Annotated in this window: 16 protein-coding genes; all 16 read left to right on the top strand. The window is 56.7% G+C overall.

Going from position 1 to position 17,387, the window contains the following annotated elements; translation table 11 throughout:
- The first annotated feature begins 69 nt into the window (after positions 1 to 69).
- Positions 70 to 912, top strand: a complete 843-nt coding sequence (gene wcaA, locus A3466_RS08810; protein WP_063450258.1) for a colanic acid biosynthesis glycosyltransferase WcaA — start codon at positions 70 to 72, stop codon at positions 910 to 912.
- Positions 912 to 1,403, top strand: coding sequence for a colanic acid biosynthesis acetyltransferase WcaB (gene wcaB / locus A3466_RS08805; RefSeq protein WP_063450257.1), 492 nt, complete (start codon positions 912 to 914; stop codon positions 1,401 to 1,403). The genes wcaA and wcaB overlap by 1 nt, the downstream gene beginning before the upstream one ends.
- Complete coding sequence (gene wcaC, locus A3466_RS08800) at positions 1,400 to 2,617, top strand: colanic acid biosynthesis glycosyltransferase WcaC (RefSeq protein WP_063450256.1); 1,218 nt, start codon at positions 1,400 to 1,402, stop codon at positions 2,615 to 2,617. The genes wcaB and wcaC overlap by 4 nt, the downstream gene beginning before the upstream one ends.
- The gene (wcaD, locus tag A3466_RS08795; RefSeq protein ID WP_063450255.1) at positions 2,592 to 3,812 is read left to right on the top strand and encodes a colanic acid polymerase WcaD; all 1,221 of its coding nucleotides are present in this window, start codon (positions 2,592 to 2,594) and stop codon (positions 3,810 to 3,812) included. Before wcaC ends, wcaD begins: the two co-directional genes overlap by 26 nt.
- Before the next feature lie 16 nt (positions 3,813 to 3,828).
- Positions 3,829 to 4,575, top strand: coding sequence for a colanic acid biosynthesis glycosyltransferase WcaE (gene wcaE, locus A3466_RS08790; RefSeq protein WP_063450254.1), 747 nt, complete (start codon positions 3,829 to 3,831; stop codon positions 4,573 to 4,575).
- A 16-nt stretch (positions 4,576 to 4,591) separates the two neighbouring features.
- A complete protein-coding gene (wcaF, locus tag A3466_RS08785) occupies positions 4,592 to 5,146 on the top strand; it encodes a colanic acid biosynthesis acetyltransferase WcaF (protein WP_063450253.1) in 555 nt (184 codons plus the stop codon).
- A 21-nt stretch (positions 5,147 to 5,167) separates the two neighbouring features.
- Positions 5,168 to 6,289: a GDP-mannose 4,6-dehydratase gene (gmd, locus tag A3466_RS08780; RefSeq protein WP_063450252.1), complete on the top strand. Its 1,122-nt coding sequence runs from the start codon at positions 5,168 to 5,170 to the stop codon at positions 6,287 to 6,289.
- 2 nt (positions 6,290 to 6,291) lie between these two features.
- A complete protein-coding gene (fcl, locus tag A3466_RS08775; RefSeq protein WP_063450251.1) occupies positions 6,292 to 7,257 on the top strand; it encodes a GDP-L-fucose synthase in 966 nt (321 codons plus the stop codon).
- 2 nt (positions 7,258 to 7,259) lie between these two features.
- The gene (locus A3466_RS08770; protein WP_074161004.1) at positions 7,260 to 7,739 is read left to right on the top strand and encodes a GDP-mannose mannosyl hydrolase; all 480 of its coding nucleotides are present in this window, start codon (positions 7,260 to 7,262) and stop codon (positions 7,737 to 7,739) included.
- Positions 7,736 to 8,959 (top strand): colanic acid biosynthesis fucosyltransferase WcaI, encoded by a 1,224-nt coding sequence (gene wcaI, locus A3466_RS08765; protein ID WP_063450249.1) that lies wholly within the window; start codon positions 7,736 to 7,738, stop codon positions 8,957 to 8,959. Before A3466_RS08770 ends, wcaI begins: the two co-directional genes overlap by 4 nt.
- 3 nt (positions 8,960 to 8,962) lie before the next feature.
- Positions 8,963 to 10,399 (top strand): mannose-1-phosphate guanyltransferase, encoded by a 1,437-nt coding sequence (gene cpsB / locus A3466_RS08760; RefSeq protein WP_063450248.1) that lies wholly within the window; start codon positions 8,963 to 8,965, stop codon positions 10,397 to 10,399.
- Between the two features lie 109 nt (positions 10,400 to 10,508).
- Positions 10,509 to 11,879 (top strand): colanic acid biosynthesis phosphomannomutase CpsG, encoded by a 1,371-nt coding sequence (gene cpsG / locus A3466_RS08755; RefSeq protein ID WP_063450247.1) that lies wholly within the window; start codon positions 10,509 to 10,511, stop codon positions 11,877 to 11,879.
- Between the two features lie 114 nt (positions 11,880 to 11,993).
- Positions 11,994 to 13,388 carry an undecaprenyl-phosphate glucose phosphotransferase gene (wcaJ, locus tag A3466_RS08750; RefSeq protein WP_063450246.1) on the top strand — a complete coding sequence of 465 codons (1,395 nt, stop codon included), beginning with the start codon at positions 11,994 to 11,996 and terminating at the stop codon, positions 13,386 to 13,388.
- 1 nt (position 13,389) lies between these two features.
- Positions 13,390 to 14,868 (top strand): colanic acid undecaprenyl disphosphate flippase WzxC, encoded by a 1,479-nt coding sequence (gene wzxC, locus A3466_RS08745; protein WP_063450245.1) that lies wholly within the window; start codon positions 13,390 to 13,392, stop codon positions 14,866 to 14,868.
- A gap of 15 nt (positions 14,869 to 14,883) precedes the next feature.
- Positions 14,884 to 16,164, top strand: coding sequence for a colanic acid biosynthesis pyruvyl transferase WcaK (gene wcaK / locus A3466_RS08740; protein ID WP_063450244.1), 1,281 nt, complete (start codon positions 14,884 to 14,886; stop codon positions 16,162 to 16,164).
- Positions 16,161 to 17,381, top strand: coding sequence for a colanic acid biosynthesis glycosyltransferase WcaL (gene wcaL, locus A3466_RS08735; RefSeq protein ID WP_063450243.1), 1,221 nt, complete (start codon positions 16,161 to 16,163; stop codon positions 17,379 to 17,381). Before wcaK ends, wcaL begins: the two co-directional genes overlap by 4 nt.
- Positions 17,382 to 17,387 lie beyond the last annotated feature (6 nt).

The raw sequence follows: 17,387 nt of genomic DNA, 5'->3' as shown, positions 1-17,387 counted from the left end.
ACACTCCTCACCCCGGTCCTCTCCCCTCAGGGGGAGGGTTAGGGTGAGGGGTGGGGGCAGGAGGAATACATGAGCACACAACGCCCTTTGATTTCTATCTATATGCCGACATGGAATCGTCAGCAGCTGGCGATCCGCGCGATTAAATCGGTCCTGCGTCAGGATTACGATAACTGGGAACTGATTATCGTGGATGACTGTTCCTCCGCTTACGAACAGCTGCAAAAATTTGTTGAAGACCTTAACGATCCGCGCGTGGTGTACACGCACAACGCCATCAACTCCGGGGCGTGCGCGGTGCGCAATCAGGCGATTATGCAGGCGAAAGGGCAGTATCTCACCGGTATCGACGACGATGATGAATGGACGCCAAACCGTCTGTCGATCTTTCTGTCGCACAAGGCGCAGCTGGTGACCCACGCGTTTCTCTATGCCAACGACTACGTCTGTCAGGGCGAGGTGTATTCGCAGCCGGCCAGCCTGCCGCTGTATCCGAAATCACCCTATTCCCGCCGCCTGTTCTACAAGCGCAACATTATCGGTAATCAGGTGTTTACCTGGGCCTGGCGCTTTAAGGAGTGCCTGTTCGATACCGAGCTGAAGGCCGCGCAGGATTACGACATCTTCCTGCGCATGGTGGTGGAGTACGGCGAGCCGTGGAAGGTGGAAGAGGCCACGCAGATCCTGCACATCAACCACGGGGAGATGCAGATCACCTCGTCACCGAAAAAATTCTCGGGCTACTTCCATTTTTACCGCAAGCACAAGGACAAGTTTGACCGTGCCAGCCGGAAGTATCAGCTCTTTACCCTCTATCAGATCCGCAATAAGCGCATGAACTGGCGCACGCTGCTGACGCTGCTGTCGGTGCGTAACGGCAAGCGTCTGGCTGACGGGCTTCGGGGGAAATAATGTTTCTGGAAGATTGCCGCGCAAACAGCTGGAGCCTGCGTCCGTGCTGCATGGTTCTGGCCTACCGTATTGCGCACTTTTGCTCGGTGTGGCGCAAGAAAAACGTACTGAACAATATCTGGGCCGCGCCGGTGCTGGTGCTGTATCGCATCATCACCGAATGCTTTTTTGGCTATGAAATTCAGGCCGCTGCCACCATTGGTCGCCGCTTTACCATTCATCACGGCTATGCGGTCGTCATCAACAAATTCGTGGTCGCGGGTGATGATTTCACCATTCGCCACGGGGTGACGATCGGCAACCGCGGGCCGGACAACCTGGCCTGCCCGGTCATCGGCAATAACGTCGAGCTGGGGGCGAACGTGGTGATGATTGGCGATATTAGCGTAGGCAATAACGTGACGATTGGCGCAGGCAGCGTGGTGCTGGACAGCATTCCGGACAACGCGCTGGTGGTGGGTGAAAAAGCCCGCGTGAAGGTGATTAAATGAACATTCTGCAATTTAACGTGCGCCTCGCAGAGGGCGGGGCGGCAGGCGTAGCGCTGGATCTGCACCAGCGTGCGCTGCAAAAAGGACTCCAGTCGCGCTTCGTTTACGGTTACGGCAAGGGCGGCAAGAAAAGCGTCAGCCATGATAACTATCCGCAGGTGCTGAAGCAGACGCCGCGTCTGACCTCCATCGCCAATATTGCGCTGTTCCGCCTGTTTAACCGCGATCTGTTTGGCAACCTGAATAATCTTTACCGCACCGTCACCCGCACCAGCGGCCCGGTTGTGCTGCACTTCCACGTGCTGCACAGCTACTGGCTGAATCTGGATGAGGTGGTGGCGTTTTGCGGCAAGGTGAAGGCGCACAAGCCGGATACCCGGTTCGTCTGGACGCTGCACGACCACTGGAGCGTGACCGGACGCTGCGCGTTCACCGACGGATGCGAGGGCTGGAAAAACGCCTGTCAGAAATGCCCTACGCTCAGCAACTACCCGCCGGTGAAGGTGGATCGCGCGCATCAGCTGGTTGAGGGCAAGCGTCAGCTGTTCCGCGACATGCTCTCGCTCGGCTGCACGTTTATCTCTCCAAGCCAGCACGTGGCGGATGCTTTCAATAGCCTTTACGGGGCAGGGCGCTGCAAGATCATCAACAACGGTATTGATGTGGCGACGGAAGAGATCCTGGCCGAACTGACGCCCGTGGCCGTTACCGCCGGCAAGCCGAAAATTGCGGTCGTCGCCCATGACCTGCGCTACGACGGCAAAACCAACCAGCAGCTGGTGCGCGACATGATGGCGCTCGGCGACAAAATCGAACTGCATACCTTTGGCAAATTCTCGCCGTTCGAAGGCGCTAACGTGGTGAATCACGGGTTTGAAACCGACAAGCGCAAGCTGATGAGCGCCCTCAACGGCATGGACGCGCTGGTGTTCAGCTCCCGCGTGGATAACTACCCGCTGATCCTGTGCGAAGCGCTCTCCATTGGCGTGCCGGTGATTGCCACCCACAGCGACGCGGCGCGTGAAGTGCTGGAGAAATCGGGCGGTAAAACGTTCGCAGAGCAGGAGGTGCTGCCGCTGGTGCAGCTGTCGAAGGCCGACATTGCGCAAGCCGTTTTTGGCACGGACCTGGAATCGTTCCGCAACCGCAGCCGCAAAGCATACAGCGGACAACAGATGCTGGAGGAGTATGTCTCGTTCTATCAGAATCTGTAGTTATCTGCTACTGCCGCTGATCTACCTGCTGGTCAACGTTAAGATTGCCCAGCTCGGTGAAAGCTTCCCGATCACCATCGTCACCTTCCTGCCGGTTCTGCTGTTGCTGTACGTTGACAAGCTTAACCTCAAAAAGCTGATGATTGCGCTGGGGATCGGGTTTGGCCTGACGGCGTTTAACTACATCTTTGGTCAGTCGCTGGATGCCAGCAAATATGTCACCTCCACCATGCTGTTTGTTTATATCGTTATCATTATTGGCATGGTATGGAGTATTCGCTTTAAAACTATTTCTCCGCACAATTATCGGAAAATCCTCAGGTTCTTTTATATTGCCGTTGGGCTGATTGTTATGCTTGCGGCAATGGAGATGGCGCAAATTATTCTCACGGGCGGCAGTAGCCTGATGGAAATAATTTCGAAATATCTTATATACAGTAACAGCTATGTACTGAACTTCATTAAGTTTGGTGGCAAGCGTACTACCGCGCTCTATTTTGAACCGGCGTTTTTTGCTCTGGCATTAATCTCAATTTGGCTCAGCATCAAACAGTTCGGTATCAAAACCCCCAAGACCGATGCTATGATTCTTGCAGGAATCGTTCTGTCTGGGTCGTTCTCAGGGGTAATGACGTTTATCCTGTTTTACCTGCTTGAATGGGCGTTCCAGTACCTGAACAAAGAGGCGATTAAGAAAAAACTGCCGCTGGCGATAATCTCTCTGACGGTATTTTTAGTGGGCGTCATATTCGCGTTTCCGTACATTTCAGAACGTCTGGGTGATTTGGGAACGGAAGGTTCGTCGTCCTATTATCGCATCGTGGGTCCACTGGTGATGGTGGGTTATTCCTTAACCCATATTGATGGCGTAGTAAGATTCGGCTCACTTTACGAATATGTTGCATCATTCGGAATCTTTAACGGTGCGGACGTCGGAAAAACCATAGACAATGGTTTGTATCTGTTAATTATTTATTTTTCCTGGTTCGCCGTACTATTGACACTGTGGTATCTGTTTAAAGTTTTCAAAATGATGATTAACGCGTTTGGTGATAACCAGAACTTTCGCGTGCAACTTTATCTGTTCACACCGGTGTCGCTGTTTTTTACCGGGTCAATATTTAGCCCGGAATATGCTTTCTTAATTGTCTGTCCGTTTATTTTGCGCAAAGCGCTCAATATTACGCGCGTATGACGAAATGAGGTGATTTATGTTTCTTAGCGTCATTACTGTCGCCTTTCGTAACTACGAAGGGGTGGTAAAAACCTGGCGCTCGCTGCGCAACCTGGCGCGCGATCCGAGCCTCACGTTTGAGTGGATCGTGGTCGATGGCGGCTCGAACGACGGCACGGCGGAGTTCCTGGAAAAACTCAACGGTGAATTTAACTTACGTTACATCAGCGAGAAAGATAAAGGCATTTACGATGCGATGAATAAAGGCATCAGCATGGCGCAGGGGCGCTACGCCATCTTCCTCAATTCCGGCGACGTGTTCCATGAGGATGTGGCGCTGTTTGCCCGCCAGCTGGCGCGCCAGAAAGAAGATGCGATGTTTATCGGCGATGCGTTGCTTGATTTCGGTGAAGGAAAAAAAGTGCTGCGCGGCGCGAAGCCAGGCTGGTATATCTACCACAGCCTGCCGGCCAGCCATCAGGCTATTTTCTTCCCGATGAGCGGCCTGAAAAAACAGCCTTACGATTTGCGCTATAAAGTGTCATCAGATTATGCCCTGGCCGCCAGCCTGTACAAATCCGGCTACCCGTTCCGTCGAATTAAAGGACTGGTATCTGAATTTTCAATGGGCGGCGTGTCAACTTCAAATAATCTGGAATTGTGTCAGGATGCCAAAAACGTGCAGCGTAAAATATTACGCGTGCCGGGGTTCTGGGCGGAATTATCTTATTTCTTACGTCTGAAAACGACGGGTAAAGCGAAAGCCTTATATAACAAAGCCTGAGATATAAGGAAACGTAATGCAGGAATTAAATGGATTCTCCGTGCCGAAAGGTTTTCGGGGCGGGAGCGGTATTAAGGTTCAACTGTGGTGGGCCGTTCAGGCAACGTTATTTGCCTGGTCCCCGCAAATACTGTACCGCTGGCGCGCATTTTTACTGCGCCTGTTTGGGGCAAAAATAGGAAAAAACGTAGTCATTCGTCCTTCGGTGAAAATTACCTATCCCTGGAAATTAACGCTTGGGGATTACGCCTGGGTAGGGGATGACGCAGTGTTATATACCCTTGGCGAGATTACGATTGGCGCAAATTCGGTGGTGTCACAGAAGTGTTATTTGTGCACCGGCAGCCACGATTTTATGAGCCCGCATTTTGATATTACCGCTACGCCTATTGTAATCGGTGAAAAATGCTGGCTGGCAACGGATGTTTTTGTTGCACCCGGTGTTTCTGTTGGCGATGGCACGGTAGTCGGTGCCCGCAGCAGCGTTTTTAAATCGCTACCGGCAAATAAAGTTTGCCGTGGCAACCCCGCAGTGGTGATACGCGAACGCGTTGAAACTGAAAAACTTTGATAAGTACAGAGGAATATAAACATGTCTAAAGTCGCTCTCATCACCGGCGTTACCGGACAAGATGGTTCTTACCTGGCAGAATTGCTGCTGGAAAAAGGGTATGAAGTTCACGGTATTAAGCGTCGTGCCTCTTCATTCAACACCGAGCGTGTCGATCACATTTACCAGGATCCGCATGCGGCAAACCCGAAATTCCATCTGCATTACGGCGACCTGACCGATACCTCCAACCTGACCCGCATCCTGCAAGAAGTGCAGCCGGATGAAGTGTACAACCTGGGGGCGATGAGCCACGTTGCGGTTTCTTTCGAGTCCCCGGAATACACCGCCGACGTGGATGCGATGGGTACGCTGCGTCTGCTGGAAGCGATTCGCTTCCTCGGTCTTGAGAAGAAAACCCGCTTCTACCAGGCATCCACCTCCGAGCTGTACGGCCTGGTGCAGGAAATCCCGCAGAAAGAGACCACACCGTTCTACCCGCGTTCCCCGTACGCTGTGGCGAAACTGTACGCTTACTGGATCACCGTGAACTACCGTGAATCCTACGGCATGTACGCCTGTAACGGCATTCTGTTTAACCATGAATCTCCGCGTCGCGGCGAAACCTTCGTGACCCGCAAAATCACCCGCGCAATCGCCAACATCGCTCAGGGCCTGGAGTCTTGCCTGCACCTCGGCAACATGGATTCCCTGCGTGACTGGGGCCATGCAAAAGACTACGTGAAAATGCAGTGGATGATGTTGCAGCAGGAGCAGCCAGAAGACTTCGTGATTGCGACCGGCGTGCAGTACTCCGTTCGTCAGTTCGTTGAGATGGCTGCGGCACAGCTGGGCATCAAGCTGCGCTTCGAAGGCACCGGCGTGGAAGAGAAGGGCATCGTTGTTTCCGTGACCGGCCACGACGCACCGGGCGTGAAGCCAGGCGACGTGATTGTCCAGGTTGATCCGCGCTACTTCCGTCCTGCTGAAGTGGAAACCCTGCTGGGCGACCCAACCAAAGCGCACGAGAAGCTGGGCTGGAAACCAGAAACCACCCTGCAAGAAATGGTATCCGAGATAGTGGCCAAAGATCTTGAAGCAGCGAAAAAACACTCCCTGCTCAAGTCTCATGGCTACGAGGTTGCCATCGCGCTGGAGTCCTGAGAATGACAAAACAACGTATTTTTGTCGCCGGTCATCGCGGAATGGTGGGTTCCGCGATTGTTCGCCAGCTGGAACAGCGCGGCGACGTCGAGGTGATTGTTCGCACCCGCGACGAGCTGAACCTGCTTGACAGCAAAGCGGTGGAGGATTTCTTCGCCAGCGAACGTATCGACCAGGTGTATCTGGCGGCGGCGAAGGTGGGCGGCATTGTCGCTAACAACACCTACCCGGCGGATTTCATCTACGAGAACATGATGATTGAGAGCAACATCATTCACGCGGCGCATCTGCACAACGTGAACAAGCTGCTGTTCCTCGGTTCATCCTGTATCTACCCGAAGATGGCGAAGCAGCCGATTGCCGAAAGCGAACTGTTGCAGGGCACGCTGGAAGCCACTAACGAGCCGTATGCGATTGCCAAAATTGCCGGGATCAAGCTGTGTGAATCCTACAACCGTCAGTATAACCGCGACTATCGCTCGGTGATGCCGACCAACCTGTACGGACCGCACGATAACTTCCACCCGAGCAATTCCCACGTGATCCCGGCGCTGCTGCGTCGCTTCCACGAGGCGACTGCCGAAAACGCCCCGGACGTGGTGGTGTGGGGCAGCGGGACGCCAATGCGCGAGTTCCTGCACGTGGACGACATGGCGGCTGCCAGCATTCACGTGATGGAGCTGGATCGCGAGGTGTGGCAGGAGAACACCGAGCCGATGCTGTCGCACATTAACGTCGGGACCGGCGTGGACTGCACCATTCGCGAGCTGGCGCAGACCATCGCGCAGGTGGTGGGCTACAAGGGCCGCGTGGTGTTTGACGCGACCAAACCGGACGGCACGCCGCGCAAGCTGCTGGACGTGACCCGTCTGCATCAGCTGGGCTGGTATCACGAGGTCTCACTGGAGCAGGGGCTGGCCAGCACCTACCAGTGGTTCCTGGAAAACCAGCACCGCTTCCGGGGGTAATGATGTTTTTAAGTCAGGAAGATTTTGCCACGGTGGTGCGTTCCACTCCACTCATCTCAATTGATTTGATCGTGGAGAACGAACGCGGCGAGTTCTTGCTGGGGAAACGAACCAATCGTCCTGCACAGGGCTTCTGGTTCGTGCCCGGCGGGCGCGTGCAGAAGGATGAGACGCTGGCAAATGCCTTCGGGCGTCTCACTCTGGCGGAACTGGGCCTGCAACTGCCGATGGCAGCGGGCCAGTTTTACGGGGTTTGGCAGCACTTCTATGACGATAACTTTTCGGGCACCGGGTTCAGCACGCACTACGTCGTGCTGGGGTTCCGCCTGAAGGTGAGTGAGGCAGACCTGCGTCTGCCTGATTCTCAGCATGACGATTACCGCTGGTTAATGCCAGAGGCGCTGCTGGCAAGCGACAACGTTCACGACAACAGTCGGGCGTATTTCCTCGCGGAACGTCAGGCCGAGGTGCCAGGCCTATGAAAATCCTCGTCTACGGAATTAACTACTCGCCGGAATTAACCGGTATCGGGAAATACACCGGCGAGATGGTCGAGTGGATGGCGAGCCAGGGACATGACGTGCGGGTGATTACCGCCCCGCCGTACTATCCGGAGTGGAAGGTAGGCGAACGCTATTCCAGCTGGCGCTATCGCCGCGAAGAGGGGGCCGCGACCGTCTGGCGCTGCCCGCTCTACGTGCCGAAACAGCCCTCGACGCTGAAACGTTTAATTCATCTGGGCAGCTTTGCCCTGAGCAGTTTCTTCCCGCTGATGGCGCAGCGTCGCTGGAAGCCGGATCGCATCATTGGCGTGGTGCCGACGCTGTTCTGCACGCCGGGCATGCGCCTGCTGGGAAAACTCTCCGGCGCGCGCACCTTGCTGCATATTCAGGATTATGAAGTGGACGCTATGCTCGGTCTGGGTATGGCCGGAAAAGGCAAGGGCGGCAAGGTGGCGAAGCTCGCCAGCGCCTTTGAGCGCAGCGGCCTGCACAACGTGGATTATGTTTCGACCATCTCGCGTTCGATGATGAACAAGGCGCAGGAGAAGGGCGTCCCGGCGGAAAAGGTGATCTTCTTTCCGAACTGGTCCGAAGTGGCGCGCTTCCGCGATGTAACAGAACACGATGCGCAGGCGCTGCGCGCGCAGCTCGGCTTGCCTGCGGAACAAAAAATCATTCTTTACTCAGGCAACATCGGTGAAAAACAGGGGCTGGAGAGCGTGATTGACGCCGCGCTTCAGCTGAGCGAACACCCGTGGATGTTTGTGATTGTCGGGCAGGGCGGCGGTAAGGCGCGGCTGGAGAAAATGGCCAGCGAGCGCGGACTGACCAACATCCGCTTCTTCCCGCTTCAGTCTTATGACGCGCTGCCCGCGCTGCTGAAAATGGCGGATTGCCATCTGGTGGTGCAAAAACGCGGCGCGGCGGATGCGGTACTGCCGTCCAAGCTGACCAATATTCTGGCAGTGGGCGGAAACGCGGTGATTACGGCAGAAGCCGGAACAGAATTAGGCCAGCTGTGCAACAGCTACCCGGGCATTGCCGTTTGCGTGGAGCCGGAATCGGTCCCTGCGCTGGTAACCGGAATTGAGCAGGCACTCGCCATGCCAAAAGAGAACACGGTGGCACGTGAATATGCCGAACGCACGCTCGAGAAAGAGAACGTGCTGAGCCAATTTATTGCAGATATACGGGGATAAATCATGAGTCAAACCACTTTGTATCCGGTCGTAATGGCGGGTGGATCCGGGAGCCGGTTGTGGCCACTGTCCCGCGTGCTTTATCCAAAACAATTTCTGTGCCTGAAGGGCGACCTCACCATGCTGCAAACGACGGTTAACCGTCTGCACGGCGTGGAGTGCGAAAGTCCGGTGGTGATCTGCAACGAACAGCACCGCTTTATCGTTGCCGAGCAGCTGCGCCAGCTGAACAAACTGACCGAAAATATCATTCTGGAGCCTGCCGGACGTAACACCGCGCCCGCTATCGCCCTTGCGGCGCTGGCGGCGAAACGCAGCAGCCCGGACTGCGACCCGCTGATGCTGGTGCTGGCGGCTGACCACGTTATCCAGCAGGAAGACGCCTTCCGCGACGCGGTTCGGGCGGCCATTCCTTATGCAGAAGACGGCAAGCTGGTGACCTTTGGCATCGTGCCGGACCTGCCGGAAACCGGCTATGGCTACATTCGCCGCGGCAGCGTAACGCCGGGCGAGGGCGACAGCGTGGCCTTTGACGTGGCGCAGTTTGTCGAGAAGCCTAATCTGGAAACCGCGCAGGCGTACGTGGCCAGCGGTGAATACTACTGGAACAGCGGCATGTTCCTGTTCCGCGCCGGGCGCTATCTGGAAGAACTGGAAAAATACCGTCCGGATATCTTAAGCGCCTGCGAAAAAGCGATGGCGGTGGTGGATCCGGATCTTGATTTTATCCGCGTGGATGAAGACGCCTTCCTCGCCTGTCCGGAAGAATCCATCGACTATGCGGTGATGGAACGCACGGCAGATGCGGTAGTGGTGCCGATGGATGCGGGCTGGAGCGACGTTGGCTCCTGGTCATCACTGTGGGAGATCAGCGCACACACCCCGGAGGGTAACGTCCATCACGGTGATGTCATCAGCCACAAAACGGAAAACAGCTACGTTTACGCCGAGTCTGGCCTCGTCACCACGGTCGGGGTGAAAGATCTGGTCGTGGTGCAGACCAAAGACGCGGTGCTGATTGCCGACCGTAACGCCGTGCAGGACGTGAAAAAAGTGGTGGAGCAGATCAAGGCCGACGGCCGTCACGAGCACCATATCCACCGGGAAGTCTACCGTCCGTGGGGGAAATATGACTCCATCGACGCGGGCGAACGTTACCAGGTGAAGCGCATCACCGTGAAGCCGGGTGAGGGGCTGTCGGTGCAGATGCACCATCACCGCGCCGAACACTGGGTCGTTGTGGCGGGTACCGCCAAAGTGACCATCGACGGTGAAGTGAAGCTGCTCGGCGAAAACGAGTCCATTTATATTCCGCTGGGGGCAACGCACTGCCTGGAAAACCCGGGGAAAATTCCGCTCGACTTAATTGAGGTGCGCTCCGGCTCCTATCTGGAGGAGGACGACATCATCCGCTTCCAGGATCGCTACGGGCGCGTGTAGCACTCCGCATCATGCCCGGTGGCGCTGCGCTTACCGGGCCTACGAATGACAAAAATAAATTTGGCCATTAATTGGTCAGGGCCAACTGTTGCCTGAAAAAGGGGTCATCATGGAAAAATTAACCTGTTTTAAAGCCTACGACATTCGCGGCAAGCTGGGCGAAGAGCTGAATGAAGACATTGCGTGGCGCATCGGCCGCGCCTACGGCGAATACCTGAAGCCACAAACTATCGTGCTGGGCGGCGACGTGCGTCTGACAAGCGAATCCCTGAAGCTGGCGCTGGCGAAAGGGCTACAGGACGCGGGCGTGGACGTGCTGGACATCGGCCTTTCCGGTACCGAAGAGATCTATTTTGCCACCTTCCACCTCGGCGTGGACGGCGGTATCGAAGTGACGGCCAGCCATAACCCGATGGACTACAACGGCATGAAGCTGGTGCGCAAGGGCGCGCGTCCTATCAGCGGCGACACCGGCCTGCGCGATGTGCAGCGTCTGGCCGAGGCCAACGACTTCCCGCCGGTGAATGAAGCCAGCCGCGGCAGCTATAAGCAGATCAACCTGCAAAAAGAGTACATCGACCACCTGCTGGGCTACATCAACGTGGCAAACCTCAAGCCGCTGAAGCTGGTGATCAACTCCGGCAACGGCGCGGCAGGCCCGGTTGTCGATGCACTTGAAGCCCGCTTCAAGGCGCTGAACGTGCCGGTAACGTTCGTCAAAGTGCACAACACGCCTGACGGCAACTTCCCGAACGGTATTCCTAACCCGCTGCTGCCGGAGTGCCGCGACGACACCCGCAACGCGGTGATCGAGCACGGTGCCGATATGGGTATCGCCTTTGACGGCGACTTCGACCGCTGCTTCCTGTTCGACGAGAAAGGGCAGTTTATCGAAGGCTACTACATCGTTGGTCTGCTGGCGGAAGCGTTCCTTGAGAAAAACCCGGGCGCGAAGATCATTCACGATCCGCGTCTTTCCTGGAACACCGTTGACGTGGTGAAGGCCGCGGGCGGCGAGCCGGTGATGTCCAAAACCGGTCACGCGTTTATCAAAGAGCGCATGCGCGAGGAAGACGCCATCTACGGCGGCGAGATGAGCGCGCACCACTATTTCCGTGATTTTGCCTACTGCGACAGCGGGATGATCCCGTGGCTGCTGGTGACCGAACTGCTGTGCCTGAAAGGGCAGAGCCTGGGTGAGCTGGTGCGCGACCGCATGGCGGCATTCCCGGCCAGCGGCGAGATCAACAGCAAGCTGGCACAGCCCGCCGAGGCCATCGCCCGCGTTGAACACCACTTTGCCCTTCACGCGCTGGAGATTGACCGTACCGACGGTATCAGCATGGCGTTCCCGCAGTGGCGCTTCAACCTGCGCTCCTCAAACACCGAGCCGGTGGTGCGCCTGAACGTGGAATCCCGCGCTGACACGGCGCTGATGGAAGCCCGAACGAAGGACATTCTGGCGCTGTTGAATCAGTAAAAACTGCCCCTCACCCCAGCCCTCTCCCCAAAGGGGAGAGGGTGTTCAAGTTCCCTCTCCCCTTTGGGGAGAGGGGTAGGGTGAGGGGAAAGGTTTAGAACTAAAGGAACAACGATGACAAATCTAAAAAAGCGCGAACGAGCGAGAACGAATGCATCGTTAATCTCAATGGTGCAGCGTTTTTCTGATATCACCATCATGGTCGGCGGACTGTGGGCGGTGTGTTGGGTCAGCGGGCAGTCGTTCTTCTACATGCATTTGCTGATGGCGTTGATCGCGCTGGTGGTGTTTCAGATGATTGGCGGCATGACCGATTTCTATCGTTCATGGCGCGGCGTCAAAATGACCACCGAACTGATGCTGCTGCTCCAGAACTGGACCTTAAGCCTGATTTTCAGCGCAGGCCTGGTGGCGTTCAGCCATGATTTTGATAACCGCCTTGTGACCTATCTCTGCTGGTATCTGTTGACCAGCGTTGGCATGGTGGTTTGCCGCTCGCTGATCCGCTTCGGCGCGGGCTGGCTGCGCAACCGCGGCTATAACCGCCGCTTCGTTGCCGTGGCGGGGGATCTGCCGGTCGGGCATGTGCTGCTCGACAGCTTCCGCAAAGAGCCATGGTTAGGTTTTGAAGTGGTCGGGATTTATCACGACGCGAAGCCCGGCGGTGTGCCGTCCGACTGGGCGGGTAACTACGAACAGCTTATTGACGACGCCAAAGCCGGCAAAATTCATAACGTCTACATCGCCATGCAGATGAAGGATGAATCCCGCATCAAGAAACTGATGCGCGAGCTGGCGGATACCACCTGCTCGGTGATCCTCATCCCGGACGTGTTCACCTTCAACATTCTCCACTCCCGTATTGAAGAGGTAAACGGGGTGCCGGTTGTACCGCTGTATGACACGCCGCTGTCGGGGATCAACCGCGTGCTGAAGCGCGTGGAAGACATTGTGCTGTCGTCCCTGATCCTGCTGCTGATCTCCCCTGTGCTGTGCTGCATTGCGCTGGCGGTGAAGATCAGCTCGCCGGGGCCGATCATCTTCCGTCAGACCCGCTACGGCATGGACGGTAAGCCGATCATGGTGTGGAAGTTCCGCTCCATGAAGGTAATGGAGAACGACAAGGTAGTGACCCAGGCGACGCAGAACGATCCGCGCGTCACCCGCGTGGGCAACTTCCTGCGCCGTACCTCGCTGGATGAGCTGCCGCAGTTCATCAACGTATTCACCGGCGGGATGTCCATCGTCGGGCCACGTCCTCACGCCGTTGCCCATAACGAGCAGTACCGTACCCTGATTGAAGGCTACATGCTGCGCCATAAGGTGAAGCCAGGCATTACCGGCTGGGCGCAGATCAACGGCTGGCGCGGCGAGACCGACACGCTGGAAAAAATGGAAAAACGCATCGAGTTCGACCTGGAGTACATCCGCGAGTGGAGCCTCTGGTTCGATATCAAGATTGTTTTTCTGACCATTTTCAAAGGCTTCGTGAATAAAGCGGCGTACTAAGATGAGCTTACGAGAAAAAACCATCAGCGGCGCGAAATGGTCAGCCATGGCCACCATCGTCATCATCGGCCTCGGGCTGGTGCAGATGACGGTGCTGGCGCGCATAATCGATAACCACCAGTTTGGCCTGCTGACCGTCTCGCTGGTGATTATCGCGCTGGCCGATACGCTGTCTGACTTCGGTATCGCCAATTCCATTATCCAGCGCAAAGAGATCAGCCATCTGGAGCTGACCACGCTCTACTGGCTGAACGTCGGGCTGGGCATCTTCGTCTTTGTGCTGGTCTTCCTTCTGAGCGACGTGATTGCCAACGTGTTGCATAACCCGGACCTGGCGCCGCTGATGCGCACCCTGTCGTTTGCTTTTGTGGTGATCCCGCACGGGCAGCAGTTCCGCGCGCTGATGCAAAAAGAGCTGGAATTCAACAAGATCGGCATGATTGAAACCAGCGCCGTGCTGGCGGGCTTTACCTTCACCGTGGTTAGCGCTCATTTCTGGCCGCTGGCGATGACCGCCATTCTTGGCTACCTCGTTAACTCTGCCGTGCGCACGCTGCTGTTTGGCTTCTTTGGCCGCAAGATTTATCGCCCGGGGCTGCACTTCTCGCTGGCGTCTGTTTCGTCCAATCTGCGCTTTGGCGCATGGCTGACGGCAGACAGCATCATCAACTACGTGAATACTAACCTCTCCACGCTGGTGCTGGCGCGCATTCTGGGCGCGAGCGTCGCGGGCGGTTATAACCTGGCGTACAACGTCGCGGTTGTCCCGCCGATGAAGCTCAACCCAATCATTACCCGCGTGCTTTTTCCGGCGTTTGCCAAGATTCAGGACGATACCGAGAAGCTGCGCGTGAATTTTTACAAGCTGCTCTCCGTGGTGGGGATCATCAACTTCCCGGTGCTGCTGGGGCTGATGGTGGTCTCCAGCAATTTCGTGCCGCTGGTGTTTGGCGAGAAGTGGAACAGCATTATCCCGATCCTGCAACTGCTGTGCGTCGTGGGGCTGCTGCGTTCGGTGGGGAACCCGATTGGTTCGCTGCTCATGGCGAAAGCGCGCGTGGATATCAGCTTCAAGTTCAACGTGTTTAAAACCTTCCTGTTTATTCCGGCAATTATTGTGGGCGGTCACACGGCGGGCGCCATTGGCGTGACGCTCGGCTTCCTGCTGGTGCAGATCGTCAATACCGTGCTGAGCTACTTCGTGATGATCAAACCGGTGCTGGGCTCCAGCTACCGTCAGTACATTCTCAGCCTGTGGCTGCCGTTTTATCTCTCATTACCGACGCTTGCGGTGAGCTACGGTCTGGGCGTGGTGCTCAATGGGCATCTGCCGCTGGCGGCGCTGCTGGCGGTGCAGGTAGCAGCAGGCGCGCTGGCGTTCGGCGTGATGATTGTGTTGTCACGCAATGCGCTGGTGGTCGAGATGAAGCGCCAGTTTTGCCGTAACGAAAAAATGAAAACGCTGCTTCGCGCAGGCTAATTTTACGAGGCCATTATGAAATTACTTATTCTTGGCAACCATACCTGCGGCAACCGTGGCGACAGCGCCATCCTGCGCGGTTTACTGGATGCAATTAACACCCTTAAGCCTGAGACAGAAGTGGATGTGATGAGCCGTTATCCGGTCAGCTCATCCTGGTTACTCAACCGCCCGGTGATGGGCGACCCGCTCTACAGCCAGATGAAACAGCACAACAACGCTGCGGGCGTGATGGGGCGCGTGAAGAAAGTGCTGCGTCGTCGCTACCAGCACCAGGTGCTGCTTTCCCGCGTCACCGATACCGGCAAGCTGCGCAACATTGCCATCGCGCAGGGCTTTACCGATTTCGTGCGTCTGCTGTCCGGCTATGACGCCATTATTCAGGTGGGCGGCTCGTTCTTCGTCGATCTGTACGGCGTGCCGCAGTTTGAGCATGCGCTTTGCACCTTTATGGCGAAAAAACCGCTGTTTATGATCGGCCACAGCGTCGGGCCGTTCCAGGATCCGCAGTTTAACCAGCTGGCCAACTATGTCTTCGGCCACTGCGACGCGCTGATCCTGCGTGAATCGGTCAGCCTCGACATGATGAAGCGCAGCGAAATCGACACCACCAAAGTGGAGCACGGCGTAGACACCGCCTGGCTGGTGGATCATCAGGATGACAGCTTCCAGGCCAGCTACGCGGTGCAGCACTGGCTGGACGTGGCGGCACAGCAGAAAACCGTCGCTATTACCCTGCGTGAACTCGCCCCGTTTGATAAACGCCTCGGCACGACCCAGGCGGCGTACGAAAAAGCCTTTGCCGACGTAGTCAACCGCGTGCTGGACAGCGGTTACCAGGTGCTGGCGCTTTCCACCTGTACCGGTATCGACAGCTACAACAAGGATGACCGCATGGTGGCGCTGAACCTGCGCAACCTGGTGAACGATCCGTCCCGCTATCACGTGGTGATGGACGAGCTGAACGACCTGGAGATGGGCAAGCTGCTCTCCGCCTGCGACCTGACCGTGGGCACGCGTCTGCACTCGGCGATTATCTCGATGAACTTCGGCACGCCGGCCATCGCCATCAACTACGAGCACAAGTCCGCGGGCATTATGCAGCAGCTCGGTATGCCGGAAATGGCCGTTGATATTCGTCATCTGCTGGACGGATCGCTGGGTGCAATGGTGGGCGACACGCTCGGCCAGCTGCCTGCGATCAACGCGCGTCTGGCGGTGGCGGTAAAAGCCGAACGCGAAAAAGGCATTGGGATGGTGAAATCCGTCCTCGACCGCGTCCGGGAGGGGAAATGAAGGTTGGTTTCTTCTTACTGAAATTCCCGCTGTCGTCTGAAACTTTCGTGCTGAACCAAATCACCGCGTTTATCGATATGGGATATGACGTGGAGATTATCGCCCTGCAAAAGGGCGATACGCAGAACACCCATGCAGCGTATACCCAGTATGGGCTGGAGGCGAAAACCCGCTGGTTGCAGGACGAACCCGCCGGACGGATGAACAAACTGCGCCATCGCGCCGGCCAGACGCTGCGCGGCCTGCATCGCGCGTCGACCTGGCGGGCGCTGAATATGTCGCGCTACGGGGCGGAGGCCCGCAACCTGATCCTCTCCGCCATTTGCGGGCAAACGGCCCAGCCTTACCGCGCCGACGTATTTATCGCCCACTTCGGACCGGCAGGCGTAACCGCCGCGAAACTGCGTGAGCTGGGGGTGATTGAGGGCAAAATCGCCACCATTTTCCACGGTATCGACATCTCCAGCCGGGAAGTGCTGAACCACTACACGCCGGAATATCAGCAGCTGTTTCGCCGTGGCGACATGATGCTGCCGATAAGCGATCTGTGGGCCGGACGCCTGAAAACCATGGGCTGCCCGAGCGAGAAAATCACCGTTTCACGCATGGGCGTGGACATGGAACGCTTCACCCAGCGACCGGTCAAGGTGCCGGGCAAGCCGCTGCAAATTATCTCTGTGGCCCGTCTGACCGAAAAGAAAGGGCTGCACGTGGCCATCGAGGCCTGTCGCCAGCTGAAGGCGCGCGGCGTGGACTTCCACTACCGCATCCTGGGTATCGGACCGTGGGAGCGTCGTCTGCGCACGCTGATTGAGCAGTATCAGCTGGAAGACGTGGTCGAGATGCCCGGCTTTAAGCCGAGCCACGAAGTGAAGGCCATGCTTGATGACGCGGATGTGTTTCTGCTGCCCTCCGTAACCGGTGCCGACGGTGATATGGAAGGCATTCCCGTGGCGTTGATGGAGGCGATGGCGGTCGGCATTCCGGTGGTTTCGACGCTGCACAGCGGGATACCGGAGCTGATCACCTCTGAGCATTCCGGCTGGCTGGTCCCCGAAAACAACGCGCTGGCGCTGGCGGACCGTCTGGCCGCGTTCAGTAATATCGATCGGCAGACGCTGATCCCCGTGCTGGAAAATGCGCGGCAAAAAGTTGAAGCAGAATTCAATCAGCAGGTGATTAATCGCCAGTTAGCGAGCCTGCTGCAAACGCTGTAACGCTGA

The organism is Enterobacter genomosp. S, assembly GCF_001631805.1.
In the GTDB taxonomy this organism is placed as follows: domain Bacteria; phylum Pseudomonadota; class Gammaproteobacteria; order Enterobacterales; family Enterobacteriaceae; genus Enterobacter; species Enterobacter quasihormaechei.
The sequence above is the reverse complement of the archived record's forward strand: the minus strand, read 5'-3'. Positions and strand labels throughout refer to the sequence as shown.